Annotated in this window: 16 protein-coding genes; 3 read left to right on the top strand and 13 right to left on the bottom strand. The window is 64.2% G+C overall.

Translation table 11 applies throughout. From position 1 onward, the window contains the following. Window positions 1–13: 13 nt before the first annotated feature. Together GWP04_02405 and GWP04_02400 are read right to left on the bottom strand one after the other, a co-directional pair. On the bottom strand, window positions 14–484 hold the full coding sequence (locus GWP04_02405) for a nitroreductase family deazaflavin-dependent oxidoreductase (GenBank protein NIA24403.1): 471 nt from the start codon (window positions 482–484) through the stop codon (window positions 14–16). Then, the gene (locus GWP04_02400; protein ID NIA24402.1) at window positions 481–2,061 is read right to left on the bottom strand and encodes a phosphoglycerate dehydrogenase; all 1,581 of its coding nucleotides are present in this window, start codon (window positions 2,059–2,061) and stop codon (window positions 481–483) included. The genes GWP04_02405 and GWP04_02400 overlap by 4 nt, the downstream gene beginning before the upstream one ends. 21 nt (window positions 2,062–2,082) lie before the next feature. Here GWP04_02400 and GWP04_02395 point away from each other — a divergent pair, with 21 nt between their 5' ends. Beyond that, window positions 2,083–2,601: a universal stress protein gene (locus GWP04_02395; GenBank protein ID NIA24401.1), complete on the top strand. Its 519-nt coding sequence runs from the start codon at window positions 2,083–2,085 to the stop codon at window positions 2,599–2,601. 1 nt (window position 2,602) lies between these two features. Here GWP04_02395 and GWP04_02390 read toward each other — a convergent pair whose 3' ends face one another. From GWP04_02390 to GWP04_02340, 11 genes are all read right to left on the bottom strand, one after another. Beyond that, window positions 2,603–3,976, bottom strand: coding sequence for an aldehyde dehydrogenase family protein (locus GWP04_02390; protein NIA24400.1), 1,374 nt, complete (start codon window positions 3,974–3,976; stop codon window positions 2,603–2,605). Next, window positions 3,973–4,149 (bottom strand): hypothetical protein, encoded by a 177-nt coding sequence (locus GWP04_02385; protein ID NIA24399.1) that lies wholly within the window; start codon window positions 4,147–4,149, stop codon window positions 3,973–3,975. Before GWP04_02385 ends, GWP04_02390 begins: the two co-directional genes overlap by 4 nt. Before the next feature lie 108 nt (window positions 4,150–4,257). Next, window positions 4,258–5,040, bottom strand: a complete 783-nt coding sequence (locus tag GWP04_02380) for an extracellular solute-binding protein (protein NIA24398.1) — start codon at window positions 5,038–5,040, stop codon at window positions 4,258–4,260. Next, complete coding sequence (locus GWP04_02375; GenBank protein ID NIA24397.1) at window positions 5,037–6,014, bottom strand: ATP-binding cassette domain-containing protein; 978 nt, start codon at window positions 6,012–6,014, stop codon at window positions 5,037–5,039. The genes GWP04_02380 and GWP04_02375 overlap by 4 nt, the downstream gene beginning before the upstream one ends. Continuing rightward, window positions 6,011–6,703: an ABC transporter permease subunit gene (locus GWP04_02370; protein NIA24396.1), complete on the bottom strand. Its 693-nt coding sequence runs from the start codon at window positions 6,701–6,703 to the stop codon at window positions 6,011–6,013. Before GWP04_02370 ends, GWP04_02375 begins: the two co-directional genes overlap by 4 nt. Then, complete coding sequence (locus GWP04_02365; GenBank protein ID NIA24395.1) at window positions 6,700–6,840, bottom strand: hypothetical protein; 141 nt, start codon at window positions 6,838–6,840, stop codon at window positions 6,700–6,702. Before GWP04_02365 ends, GWP04_02370 begins: the two co-directional genes overlap by 4 nt. A gap of 55 nt (window positions 6,841–6,895) precedes the next feature. Beyond that, a complete protein-coding gene (locus GWP04_02360; GenBank protein NIA24394.1) occupies window positions 6,896–7,525 on the bottom strand; it encodes an HAD-IA family hydrolase in 630 nt (209 codons plus the stop codon). Then, entirely contained in the window at window positions 7,522–8,958 is a 1,437-nt protein-coding gene (gene gatB, locus GWP04_02355; protein ID NIA24393.1) for an Asp-tRNA(Asn)/Glu-tRNA(Gln) amidotransferase subunit GatB, read from the bottom strand. The genes GWP04_02360 and gatB overlap by 4 nt, the downstream gene beginning before the upstream one ends. After that, window positions 8,955–10,424: an Asp-tRNA(Asn)/Glu-tRNA(Gln) amidotransferase subunit GatA gene (gatA, locus tag GWP04_02350; protein ID NIA24392.1), complete on the bottom strand. Its 1,470-nt coding sequence runs from the start codon at window positions 10,422–10,424 to the stop codon at window positions 8,955–8,957. Before gatA ends, gatB begins: the two co-directional genes overlap by 4 nt. Then, complete coding sequence (gene gatC, locus GWP04_02345) at window positions 10,424–10,711, bottom strand: Asp-tRNA(Asn)/Glu-tRNA(Gln) amidotransferase subunit GatC (protein NIA24391.1); 288 nt, start codon at window positions 10,709–10,711, stop codon at window positions 10,424–10,426. Before gatC ends, gatA begins: the two co-directional genes overlap by 1 nt. A 57-nt stretch (window positions 10,712–10,768) precedes the next feature. After that, on the bottom strand, window positions 10,769–11,176 hold the full coding sequence (locus GWP04_02340) for a heat-shock protein HtpX (GenBank protein NIA24390.1): 408 nt from the start codon (window positions 11,174–11,176) through the stop codon (window positions 10,769–10,771). 252 nt (window positions 11,177–11,428) lie between these two features. Here GWP04_02340 and GWP04_02335 point away from each other — a divergent pair, with 252 nt between their 5' ends. Next, the gene (locus GWP04_02335; protein ID NIA24389.1) at window positions 11,429–12,784 is read left to right on the top strand and encodes a glycosyltransferase; all 1,356 of its coding nucleotides are present in this window, start codon (window positions 11,429–11,431) and stop codon (window positions 12,782–12,784) included. A gap of 66 nt (window positions 12,785–12,850) precedes the next feature. After that, on the top strand, window positions 12,851–13,060 hold the full coding sequence (locus GWP04_02330) for a transporter (protein NIA24388.1): 210 nt from the start codon (window positions 12,851–12,853) through the stop codon (window positions 13,058–13,060). Window positions 13,061–13,063: the final 3 nt, after the last annotated feature.

Genomic DNA, 13,063 nt, shown 5'->3' with positions numbered 1-13,063 from the left:
CACCCGCTCCGTTTCAGGAGACGGACTCGGCGGCGGTCAGACGAACGATGGGGATCTTCTGCGCTGTCGCGACGGGGTCACCAGCGGGGTCGAACGGCACGTCCATGAGCCTGCCGAGCTGTCGGGCCGCTCGGGGATGTCGACGCGCATAGTCGGCCAGCACCTCGGCCCCTTCCTCCACGGGCAGCACCTGCGCGATTGCGGGAGTCCTGTGTCCGCGATGGTCGACAACCACCTCCGGGTGCGCGCGCACGTTGCGAAACCAGTCGGCGTGCTCCCCGTAGGCAGCCGCCACGAACCACTGCCCGGGCTCGTGCTTGACGACCTCGAGCACGACATACCGGCGAAGCCCGGATTTGCGGCCGATATGGGTCAGCATGAGAAAACGGCCACCCAGCAGCCAACCGAGCCTCGCCCGGTAGATGAGAATCGGAAAACGGCAGAGGGCTCGCAGAAGTCCGGACGGCGATCGATCCAGGTTCACCGCAGGTCCAGCTCGACAGCGACCGCCTCTCCTACACCCCTCATGGCCCGCAAGCCGTCCAGTTCCGCATCCGACATGCTGCGGTCGACACTCAGCGCCATCAATGCGATCCCCGGCTGATCTTGCGATCGTCCCAAGACCATGTCGGCGATGTTGATGTCGAGTTCTCCGAGGAAGGTGCCGATCCTGCCGATCATTCCCGGGATGTCCTGGTTGCGGATGATCAGCAGGTGGTTTGCCAGCGGAAGCTCGAGGGCGAACCCCAGTATCCCGGCGATGAGCGGACCACGACCGACCGTGCCGGCGACCGAGACGGTACGACCGGCCACCACCCCCGAAACCCGAAACACGGATTGATACCCGTGGGCCTCTTCAGAAGATTCCTCCTCCACCTTGACGCCGCGATCCGCCGCCATCGAGGGCGCGTTGACATAGGAGACCGGCGCGTCGCTGCTCCCGGCGAGTACTCCTTTGAGCACCCCGAAACGCAGGGGTCGAATCGGGTACTCTCCAAGACGCCCTTCGGCACGTATCGTGAGGACGCGCGGAAGGCCGCCGGCGAGCGCCACGAACACCTTGCCGAGATGCTCGGCGACTCCCAGGAAACGTCGCACTTCCTCCGAGATGTCTTGACCGAGATCAACATTGACCGCCGAGAGTACGAGTTCACCGTTGAGCGCGGCCACAACCGCTTGGGCGACATCGATGCCCGCGCGATCCTGGGCTTCACGCGTCGAAGCTCCGAGATGCGGTGTGAGTACGACCTGAGGCAGCTCGAACAAGGGGCTGTCGCGGAGCGGTTCCGACGCGTACACGTCGAGGGCGGCACCGGCGACCTTGCCCGATCTCACCGCGTCAGCCAGTGCCTCTTCGTCGACGATTCCCCCACGAGACGTGTTGACGATCCGCACGCCGTCCCGCATACGCGCGAAGAGGTCGGCGTCGATCAGTCCCTCCGTCTCCCTCGTCCGGGGGAGATGCACCGTGATGAAGTCGGCTTCGGCACACAGTTCTGCCAGATCGGTGAAGAGTTCGACACCTACACGGGATGCTCTGGCGGGCAGCACGTAAGGGTCATACCCGATGAGGCGCATCCCGAACGCCGCCGCCCTCTTGGCGACCAGCGTCCCGATGTTGCCCAGTCCGATGATGCCGAGCGTCTTGCCGTGCAGCTCGACGCCGCGAAATCGCTTTCGGTCCCATGACCCGCTTCGCAGCGCAGCATCCGCCTGGGCGACGTTGCGCGCCTGGGCCAGCAGAAGTGCCATCGTGTGCTCGGCAGCCGATACGGTGTTCGCCTGGGGCGTGTTGACGACGAGAACGCCCGCCCGGGTTGCAGCTTCCAGATCGATATTGTCCACGCCGATCCCTGCGCGGCCGATGACCCTCAGCTTCGAAGCTGCACCGATCATCTCCGCATCGACCTGAGTGGCGGAGCGAACAATGAGAGCGTCTGCTCCTCGGAGCCGTCGTGTGAGCTCCTCGTGATCCGCCCCAGCGGCCACATCTACCTCGGCGCAGGTGGCCAGCATCTCTAACCCTGCATCCGCTATGAGCTCTGCAACGACGATTCTCACAGCCGACATTCTTGCCGTTTGATGGCGCAAAACCAATATCGTGTCCTGCGATACCATAGAGTTGAGGAAAGAAGGCTCTCGAGGAGGTGGCGTATCAAGGCATGGGCACCCAAAATCATCGTTGCGGCAACCGATGGCTCCGCAGGCAGTGTTCGGGCTTCACAGGTGGCGGCCAATATCGCTCGGGCGTGGAGTTCCAAGCTCCTGCTCGTCACCGTGGTACGCCCCCCTGAGGGATGGTGGGGCATCGGTGGTGCACCACCGACCGCCACCGCGCTCACGAAGGCGCTGGACGAGGCGCAACAGGAGGCACTCGACTCGACGCTCGACGCTCTCGACCTCGACGGTGTCGACTATGAGACGGTCGAGGAGTTGGGTGATCCCGCTACGACGATCATCGGTTTCTGCGAGCAGAACAATGCCGATCTGCTCGTCATCGGCCGCCGCGGCGCCGGGCTGATCGAACGCTTCATCTTGGGATCGGTCGCCGACCGGCTCGTCCATTACGCTCCGTGCCCGGTCATGGTCGTACCGTCGTAGGTCAGAGCATCACGAACCGAAGCTCGGTCATCTCCCGCACTGCGAAGGCCGGGCCTTCTCTCGTGTTGCCCGACTGCTTCACCCCTCCGTATGGCTGCTGATCCGCACGGTAGGTCGGCACTTCGTTGATCAGGACACCCCCGAAGTGCAGCGTCCGGGCTGCTCGTAGGGCTTTGCTCACATCGTTCGTGAAGACGCCTGCGTGGAGCCCGAATTCGGTCGCATTGGCGATCTCGATGGCCTCATCGAACGTGTCATAGGCGATCGTCACCACCACAGGGCCGAAGACCTCCTTCGCGCACAGGTCTGTGTCGAGCGGAGCGTCGGCGACCACGGTTGGACGCAACAGGCCATTCTCGATACTGCCACCCGCAATGAGCCGCGCCCCTTCCGCAACGGCAGTACGAATCCATCCCAGTACGCGTTCGGTCTCGGCCGCATCGATCAGTGGGCCGACATCGGTCGCATCGTCCAGCGGATCACCGACGATGAGCGAATCGACGGCTTCGGCAAGAAGATTCTCGAGCTCATCCTTCACGTCCTTGTGAACGAGAATGCGCTGTGTGGAGATGCAGCTCTGCCCTGCATGGGAGAAGCCTGCGGTCCGCACCGCTGCGGCCACCTTGCCCAGGTCGACACCCGGTTCGACGATCACCGGCGAACTCGAGCCGAGCTCCAGCGACACCTTCTTGTGCGGGGCACGTGCCCGGATCTGCCATCCGACCGCCGGGCTTCCCGTAAACGAGATCAGCGCGGGGACCGGATGATCGACGAGGGCGCTGCCGACGGTTCCGCCTGGACCGGTGACGACCGTGATCCAGTCCGGGGGAAGGCCGGCTTCGATCAGCAGTTCAACGAGAGCGATCCCCGACAGCGGCGTCACCGATGCCGGTTTCAACACGACCGGGCAGCCGGCGGCGATCGCCGGACCCACCTTGTGGGCGACCAGGTTGAGGGGAAAGTTGAACGGGCTGATCGCGGCCACGACTCCGATCGGCACACGCATCACAAAGCCGATCTTCCCTTCACCGACCCCGGAAGCTTCCATCGGAATCATCTCTCCGGTGAAGGTGCGTGCCGTTGCAGCGGAGAATGTCAGCGTGTCGACGGCCCGCAGCGCCTCCGCCGTGGCGGTCCGGATCGGCTTGCCGGATTCCGCGGCAATCAGCTCTCCGAATTCGTGGACGCGGCCTCTGAGCAGTTCCGTCGCCCGCTCGAGGACACGGGCCCTCGCATGCCTGGGGAAATCATCGCGTGCGAGCGCCGCCGCCGCCGTCCGGCACGCGGAATCGACGTCGTTCGCGTCGCACAGCGGGACATCACCGATGATCTCCCCGTTGTACGGGTTTCGAACCTCGATGACGTCGCGCTTCATCGTTTGATCGCCCTGAGCAGTGCCAGCGACAGCAGACCGAACACGAGTCCCGCTGCGAGAAGGCTCACCGCTGCCGCGAGGTCCTCTGCGCCGACGGCATGGAAGACCGCCAGCCATCCCGTTACCAGCCCTGAAAGCACGGCGAACCATGCTGCAGTACCCAATGCGCGCATCTCTCTCCTCTCGTCACCCTGAAGCTTGGCAGATGTGAACTCTTCGCGTCACGGCGAACCCAGGGCTCGTAGGTACCCTATGGGTACCCCTGAGCCCTGGGTTCGGGGCTATTGGTCGGTGGGCTCGTACACGATCGTGCCGAAGAGCTCCTGGTTGACGCGTTTCTCTGCTGCGCGACCATCGGGCGAGAGCAGCCACTCGGCGAGGTCGGCGGCAGCTCCACGATTCGAAGCGTGCGCTACAACGATGAGGTGGTACGGGTTGACGAGCCGCGGGTCGTCCGATGACACCGGCACCAGCGAGAGTGTCGACGCGGCGGCGAGATACGCGCCGAGCTCCGCGAGCGTTGCGGCATTCTTCTGGTCTGCGACCTGGAGTGTGAATCCCATACCCTGACCGGTTTCGAGGTACCAGGGCCGGTCCGCGGGATTGATCCCGGCGTCTTGCCACAGCTCGATCTCCTTTGCGTTGGTGCCGGAGCCGTCGGCGCGGGTAACGAACGGGAAGGACCGCTGCGCGATCACGCGCAGGATCTCCTCGGGTGACCCGGCCAACCCGGAACCCGGAGGGGCCACGATCACGAATCTGGAGTCGACGAACGGCGCGTACCGAAACGCCAGCCCTTCATCGACGAAGCGCCGCTCCTGATCGGGAGCATGGGTGATCAGCAGGTCTGCGGATCCACGCCGCCCCAGCTCGAGTGCCCGACTCGTTGCATCGCCCACGATGCTCACCTCGACTCCGGGGTGCTCGGACTCGTACATCTCGATCACCGCATCGAGGAAGCCGGAGTCGACCAGGGTGGTACCGGCGGCGACGATCACCCGGTCCCCTCGGGCACACCCGACCAGCAGAGCTGCAATCACGGCGGCGGCGAGCGCCTCCTTCATGTAGGAACGATCCGCACGGCGGTGGCCTTCACGGCAACGGTGACCTCGACTCCGGGGCGAAGTTCGAGCGAAGCTTGCGCGCCGGGTGTGATGACAGCGACGACCCTCACACCGACGTCGACGATGATCTCGAGCAGCCGATCCACCTGTCGAACATCGACGACCGTGCCGCGCCAGTGGTTCTGGGCCGACCCTGTCGTCGCCGCACCCTCATAGATCGTCACGGCTTCGGCTCCGAACAGTGCCCTTGCAGACGAGCCTGAAGGCAGCGAACCGATGCCCCACACCTCGACCCCCCCAAGGTCGAGGGCGACGAGTGGATCGATCAAGCCCGAGGTGCGGCCTTCGAGAACGTTCGCCGTACCGATCACCGATGCCACCCTTTCGGTGACAGGCAGCGCGAAGACCTCCGCGACCGGGCCAACCTGCTGGATCGTGCCGTCGATCATGACCGCCACCGAATCTCCCATTGCTGCCGCCACATCACGGTCGTGAGTCACGATGACCACTCCGCGACGATCGAGTGCCGCTACGAGTTCGCGGGCGATGTCCATGCGATCTCGTACGTCGATCGCCGCCAGCGGCTCATCGAGCAGTACCCACGGCTCCGGTCGGGCAATGGTGCGGGCGAGGACGAGGCGCTGACGCTCTCCCCCACTCAACGTACCCGACCCACGTCTGAGCACATCCCATGGAAGCCCGAACCGCTCGACCAGTTGCCGAGCATGGGCCGTCTGCTCACTCGACAGTCCGAGACCCAGGTTGTGCCCTGCGCTTCCACGAAAGAGATAGGGACGCTGAGGAAGGTAGGCGGCGTCGAGAGCTGGACCCGGCAGCCGTCCGGCCAGTATCCGCAGCAGAGTCGTCTTTCCCGCACCGTTCGGCCCGAAGATCACCGCTCGGCCATCTGGATCGAGTATCAACTCGGGAACGGCGACAACGGATCCGTATCGCAAATTCGTCAGTACGTTCACGCGTCCCGCTCCTGCAGCCACGTCAGAGAGACGTTGACGACCAGCGCAATGGCCATCAGAACGATGCCGAGAGCGAGCGCCTCCCCGAACCGGGCCTGGCGGGCTTCTTGAACGATCGCAGTCGTGAGCACTCGTGTCTCTCCCCGGATGTTGCCACCGATGATCAGGACCGCACCCACTTCGGAGACCACACGTCCGAAGGCAGCCGCGACGGCTGCCGCGACACCGGGCCATGCCTCTCGAAGGACCACCTTTGCGCGGCGCACCTTCGACAGACGCAACGCCGCCAACTGTTCGTGAGCGTCGAGGGTCAGACCGCGGATGGCTCCGAAGGTGACACCGGCGGCGATCGGTATCGCCAGCATCGTCTGGGCGATCACCATCGCTGCCGGAGTGAAGATGAGACCCCACGATCCGAGTGGGCCTTCACGCCACAACAGCAGCAACAACAGAAGGCCGGCGAGGACGGGCGGCATTCCCATACCCGTGTTCACCGCTGCAAGGAGGAGCCTCCTCCCCCGGAATCGGCCGAGGCCAAGCGCGGCTCCCAAGGGGATGCCTGCGAGCACGCCAAGCACCGTCGCTGCTCCGCTGACGATCAACGTGAGCCACACGACGGCCTGCAGTTCGGCTCCAAACCGGCCGATGAGTTCTGCCGCCTGGCGGATCACGTCCGCGAGAAAGCTCATTGGATCTTGAAATACCAGAGCCAGGCGGCAGCGCAGATCACGGCCGCCCAGAAGGCGAGTTTGACGAGTTTCTTCAGCAGCCAGAAACCCACGAGCACTGCTGCTGCGATCCCGATGATCAGCGGCACGTTCTGCACGGAATGGAGCCTAATCACACTCGGCAGTCGGCCGTCGAGATCTGCGGGCTACCGGCTACTCGAGGACAACGGACGCGGGGGTGAGGCGCGGCACGACCCGATCCGCCGCGGCGAGATCTGCGGACCCGCCGCGCTGGACGGCCACGACGAACATTCCTGCCCGCTTCGCCGCCGTCACGCCCGCAGCACTGTCCTCCACGGCAACACAGTCCTCGGGTGAGAAGCCGAGCCGGCGAGCGGCCTCGAGAAAGACATCCGGCTCCGGCTTACCGGCATCGACCTCGTCCCCTGCAACCACGACTTGGAAGTAGCGATCCAGTCCGGTGGAAGACAACGACAGGGCCAGACGCCACCGAGAACTCGATGATGCCACGGCGAGCGGAACGTCGCGGTCGACGAGGGCTTCCAGCGTGTCTTCGACATCCTCGAAGGCCTCGAGTGACGCTGCGAACCGTCTCGAGATCGCTATGGCCAACTCCTCGGAGAAGGGGCGAGGCCGCGGCAGCGCAACCCGCCGGGCAAAGTGGTCGTAGGCGTCGGCTTCGGTACGACCGGTCAACACGTCGATGTCGGCGTCGCTGGGGGCCGTCCCGTATCGTGTGAGCACTGCACGCCACGCATCCCACGCAAGTGCTTCCGAGTCGACGAGAACACCGTCGCAGTCGAACACTACGGGGGTGGTCATGCCCTTGAACGCAGCATCTCGTTGGCGAGTTTCGGATCCGCCTTGCCTCTGGTCGCCCGCATCACTTGCCCCATCAGGAAGCCGAGCACCTTCATGTCGCCACCTCTGAGCCGCTCCGCTTCCTCAGGATTGGCAGCAAGTACTTCATCCACGACCGCCTCGAGTACGCCCACGTCACTCAACTGAAGCAAGTCGCGGCGCTCGGCCACCTCTCTCGGCGAGCCCTCGCCGTTCAAGACACCTTCGAGAACAGGCTTTGCTGCGCTGCTGGACAGGCTGTTGCCGTCGACGAGACCACTCAGCTCTGCGAGCGCCTCCCCGGTGAGTGACGTATCGGACGGCTTCTTGCCTTCTCTCCGCAAATAGGCGGTGACCTCACCGGTCAACCAGTTCGCCACGGTTCGGGCGCTGCCTCCCGCGTCGACTGCCGCCTCGAGGAGGCCTCCAAGACCCCCTGCCACGACCGTTGCAGCGGTGCCCGGGTCGAGGCCGAGGGCGATGTAGCGCAGACGTTGCCGGGCCGGCAGCTCAGGTAGCCCGTTCCGAATACGCTCGCGCCACTCGTCGGAGACCACCATCGGCACGAGGTCCGGTTCCATGAAGTAGCGGTAGTCGGAACTCTCCTCTTTGGACCGCATGCTGTGAGTCACACCCGCGGCCTCATCCCAGTGCCGGGTTTCCTGGCTCACCGGCATTCCGGCGTCGAGGAGCCGCTTTTGCCGTTCGATCTCAAACGTCAACGCGCGCTCCAGCGAGCGAAACGAGTTCATGTTCTTGATCTCCACTTTGACGCCGAGAGCTTCGGAACCCTGTGGGCGCAGCGAGATGTTGGCGTCGAACCTCATGCTGCCCTCCTCGAGCCTCGCATCCGAGACGTCGAGCGTCGCCACGATCTCCCGCAACTCCTGCACATAAACCCGAGCCTGTGCAGGGCTTCGAAGATCCGGCTCCGAGACGATCTCGACAAGCGGAACGCCGGCACGGTTGAAGTCCAACAGGGTGTAGTCGGCGCTCTGAATCCGGCCATCGCCGCCGACGTGTGTCGACTTCCCGGTGTCCTCTTCCATGTGCACCCTGGTCACGCCGATCCGCGCGACCTCCCCTTCCACGATGACGTCGAGGTGACCGTCGGAACAGATCGGAATGTCGAACTGTGAGATCTGGTAGTTCTTCGGCATGTCCGCGTAGAAGTAGTTCTTTCGGTGGAAGACCGACCATGGAGCAATCGTCGAATCCAACGCAAGACCAATCGCGATGATCCACTCGATGGCCTGCTCGTTGGGCACCGGCAGTGCTCCTGGCAAACCGAGACACACCGGACAGGTGTGCGTGTTCGGCTCGGCGCCGAACTCGGCCGAACATCCACAGAACATCTTTGACTGCGTCTTCAACTCGACGTGTGTCTCGATTCCGATGACCGCCTCGTAGCTCACGACGCCACCTTTCGAGACGGCAACGGCTGAAACTCCGCCAGACGCTCGACCTCGGCCGCAACCCTGAACAGCATGCGTTCCCCGAGTGCCGGCACCATCACCTGGAAGCCGATGGGGAGGCCCTTCGTATCCACACCCACGGGGACGCTGATCGACGGATCTCCGGCCAGGTTCGAAGGGATCGTGCAGATGTCGCTCATGTACATCGACAGGGGATCTTGCGTCCGAGCACCCAACGCGAATGCCGTGGTCGGGCTCGTCGGCGAGATGAGAGCGTCGATGTTCGCGTACGCCTCCGTGAAATCCTGAATCACGAGCGTGCGGACACGCTGTGCCTGTCCGTAGAACGCGTCGTAGTAGCCGGCAGAGAGCGCGTACGTGCCCAGCAGCACGCGACGGGTCACTTCCGGACCGAACCCGGCGCGTCTGGTACGGGCCATCATCTCTTCGACAGTCCCCCCGTCGACCCGGTTGCCGTAGCGAACCCCGTCGAATCGTGCCAGGTTCGCCGAGCACTCGGCCGGCGCGATCAGGTAGTACGTCGACAGGGCGTACTCGGTCGACGGCAGCGAGACCTCGACGATGTCCGCGCCGGCATCCGAGAGCCTGTCGACCAGTCTGGTGAACGCGTCGAGGACGTCCGGTTCGATTCCCTCACCGGAGAGTTCCCGGACCACCCCGATCCGAACGCCGGAGGCGCCTTCGTCGAGACCGGAGCGAAACTCGGGAACCTCTCCCCGATACGACGTCGCGTCCATGGGATCGTGCCCGATGATCGTCTCGAGGACGGAGACGGAGTCTTCCACCGTGCGGGTGATCGGACCGATCTGGTCCAGTGAAGACGCGAAGGCGATCAGCCCGTAGCGAGATACGAGCCCATAGGTTGGCTTCATGCCGACGACACCACAGAGCGAGGCAGGCTGGCGGATCGAACCTCCGGTGTCGGAACCGAGGGCGGCCAGGGCGGATCCTGCAGCGACGGTGACCGCAGACCCTCCTGAGGAGCCACCGGGAACCCGGTCGGTATCCCACGGGTTCCGACTGGGCCCGTACGCAGAGTTCTCCGTCGAGGACCCCATGGCGAATTCGTCGAGATTCGTTTTGCCGACGACAACGGCTCCGCCGGCACGGAGTCGTCCGACAACGGTCGCATCGTACGGCGGGATGTAGCCGGAGAGGACCTGCGAGCCGGCGGTCGTTTCGAGGCCTCTGGTCACCATGTTGTCCTTGACGGCGACGGGGATGCCTTGGAGCGGGCCGAGGTCCTCGCCCTTGCCGAAGGACTGGTCGGCCGCCAACGCAGCGGCGCGGGCACCCTCGTGGTCCAGCGTCAGGTACGCGTGCAACTCGGCCTCTGTCCGTGCAGCCTGCTCCCTCACGGCTTCGAGTAGTTCGACTGCCGAGGTTTCTCCGGAGCGCAGCAGGTCGGCTGCCTGCCGGATGGTGAGATCCGTCAGATCGGTCATCAGGTCTCCATTGCAGGCGGCACCCGGAAGTATCCGTCCTCGGTTGCCGGGGCCTGATCGAGGACGACAGAGCGCTCGAGAGAAGGCCGTGTCTCGTCCGGACGGAACGCGTTGACCATCGCAAGCGGATGGGCGGTCGGTCGAACGCCGTCCGTCGGAAGCTGCTGTACCTTCGCCGCGTGGTCGAGGATCACTCCCAGTTGATCCCGGTACCGGTCCAGTTCCTCGTCGGACAGATCGATGCGGGCGAGCCGCGCCACATAGGCGATGTCGATGTTGATGGGCATACGCCGATGTTAGGCAGCAACCAGAACACACCGCGCATCAGCCGCGGCTCGGATTCCTCAAGACCCGGAACCCAACATTTCTTCCAGAAGTGCCTTGACCTTGCGCCCAATCTCGTCACGTACCGCCCTGACGGCCTCGATGGACTGCCCGTGAGGGTCGGGAAGTTCCCAGTCGATGTATCGCTTCCCGGGGAAGTACGGACAGGCATCTCCACATCCCATCGTCACCACGACGTCGGACGCCTCGACGATGTCGTCGGTGAACGGCTTCGGAAACGCCTCGGAGATGTCGATGCCGATCTCGGCCATCGCCTCGACGGCCTGGGGATTGACTTCACTGCCTGGATTCGATCCGCCTGCGAACACGACCAGCCGATCCCCTGCGAGGTGTCGCGCCCACGCCGCCGACATCTGGCTGCGACCCGCATTGTGAACACAGACGAAGATCACCGCAGGTCTCGTCAATCCCTTGTCGAGGATCGAACGGGCAACGAGACGGTCCCGAACGAAACCCTCGAGATGCCCTTCGTCATGGTCACCGATCCCCTCGAGCAGCAACTGCGTCTCTTCGGTCAGGCGAGTGATTTCTGCAGGATCGACACTGAATTCCCCTGACAACCGATATCGCAACGATGCCTCCCTCTTGTGGCCTTCACGGTAACGGATCCTCTTCGAAGGCCACTAACGTGAGCGTCTGCATCACCGTGAGGCCAGACCGTGAACATACTCATCGCAGCAGCCGAATATACCCCACTGGCTCGTACGGGAGGCCTGGGAGAAGCCGTTGCCGGCCTTGCCGGCGCGCTGCGGCGTCTCGGTGTCGACGTCACCGTCGTCATTCCTCGTTATCGACATCTGGCCGATGCAGGGACGGCTGTTTCGAAACCGGTGCCTGCGCGCCGTATCGATATCGATGGGATCGGCGTTCTGGCACTCGAGGACCCCGAGGCATTCGATCGAGACGGTATCTACGGTCCGACGCCAGGGACCACATACGAGGACGAATGGTGGCGCTGGGGACGGTTCGCAAGGTTGGTAGGAGAACTCGCCGCAGGTTTCGATCTTCTGCATGTTCACGATGGCCAACCGGCTCCGGCGGCACTCCTCACCGACACACCCTCCGTCCTGACCGTGCACAACGCCTCATACCCGCTGCTCGGCCCCCTGAAGGAATCCGCCGACGTCCTCGGCGTTCATCCCCGTCACCGTCGCCTGGGGGGATCGCTCGAGTGGTACGGGCAGGCAAACTATCTCAAGGCGGGCCTCGTCGGCGCGAGCAGGGTCACCACGGTAAGCCCTTCTTTCGCAACCCAGATCGCGTCCGACCTCGAGGTGACCGCAGGCCTGAGCGAGGTGATCCGATGGCTCGATCACCCGGTGCGTGGGATCCTCAACGGGATCGACGATTCCCGCTGGACGCCGTCCACCGATGCCGCCTTGCCGGCGCCGTTCACCGCCTGGAGGCTGCGCGGACGGGATGAAGCGAAGTCGGCGCTCCTGGACACGGCAGGTCTGGACGAGGGTTTCCTGCTCGGGAATGTCGGCCGGATGACCGACCAGAAAGGCCTGGGTCTCCTCGACGACGATCTCGATCGCCTCGTCGATGAGGGGTTCCGATTGATCCTCGTAGGGAATGGAGAACTCGACGAGATAGTGGACGGATGGGCGGCCAGGCACCCGACGGCCGTCTGGCACAGCCCGTATGAGGAGTCGCTCTCCCGGCTCGTCTTCGCCGGCTCCGACGCCTACGTCATGCCATCACGATTCGAACCCTGCGGCCTCGGACAGATGTATGCGATGCGGTACGGCAGTCTTCCGATCGTTCGGCTGACGGGGGGTCTGGCCGACACGGTCATCGACATCGACGAAGTACCGGACGAGGCAACAGGTTTCGGCTTTCGCCTGTTCGACCCTCGGGAGCTGACCAAGACGATCCGACGTGCCCGCCGTATCCACGATCACCGCCGCGGCATCTGGAGGGCCATGCAACGCAGGGGCATGCAGCGAGACTGGTCTTGGGATCGCGCTGCCGGGGAGTACATGGACGTGTACCGGGCTGCCATCGATCTCTGAGCATTGCCCCTTCCCGTGGGAACGGACTTGGGTAACAATGGCATCGTGTCGACGCGGGAGGAAGAAATGGCCGTGTACAAGGTGATCGAGCTCGTCGGAACAAGCCCAACATCGTGGGAGGAAGCTGCAGCCAGCGCAGTCGCCGCAGCATCGAATTCGCTGCAGGACCTGCGCGTCGCGGAGATCGCCGACCTCGACCTGCAACTGGGCGAGCAAGGTCAGGTGGTCGCCTATCGGGCCAAAGTGAAAGTCTCGTTCAAGTACCACACCGGCTAGGAG

Source organism: Gammaproteobacteria bacterium, from assembly GCA_011682695.1.
GTDB lineage: Bacteria > Actinomycetota > Acidimicrobiia > Spongiisociales > UBA4744 > BMS3Bbin01.
This window is presented reverse-complemented; position numbering and strand designations above follow the sequence as displayed.

Bases quoted from the DNA above. Each gene is read 5' to 3' on its own strand.
- GWP04_02395 (NIA24401.1), top strand. From the start codon at position 2,083: ATGGCGCAAAACCAATATCGTGTCCTGCGATACCATAGAGTTGAGGAA.
- GWP04_02390 (NIA24400.1), bottom strand. From the start codon at position 3,976: ATGAAGCGCGACGTCATCGAGGTTCGAAACCCGTACAACGGGGAGATC.
- GWP04_02385 (NIA24399.1), bottom strand. From the start codon at position 4,149: ATGCGCGCATTGGGTACTGCAGCATGGTTCGCCGTGCTTTCAGGGCTG.
- GWP04_02380 (NIA24398.1), bottom strand. From the start codon at position 5,040: ATGAAGGAGGCGCTCGCCGCCGCCGTGATTGCAGCTCTGCTGGTCGGG.
- GWP04_02370 (NIA24396.1), bottom strand. From the start codon at position 6,703: ATGAGCTTTCTCGCGGACGTGATCCGCCAGGCGGCAGAACTCATCGGC.
- GWP04_02360 (NIA24394.1), bottom strand. From the start codon at position 7,525: ATGACCACCCCCGTAGTGTTCGACTGCGACGGTGTTCTCGTCGACTCG.
- gatA (NIA24392.1), bottom strand. From the start codon at position 10,424: ATGACCGATCTGACGGATCTCACCATCCGGCAGGCAGCCGACCTGCTG.
- gatC (NIA24391.1), bottom strand. From the start codon at position 10,711: ATGCCCATCAACATCGACATCGCCTATGTGGCGCGGCTCGCCCGCATC.
- GWP04_02330 (NIA24388.1), top strand. From the start codon at position 12,851: ATGGCCGTGTACAAGGTGATCGAGCTCGTCGGAACAAGCCCAACATCG.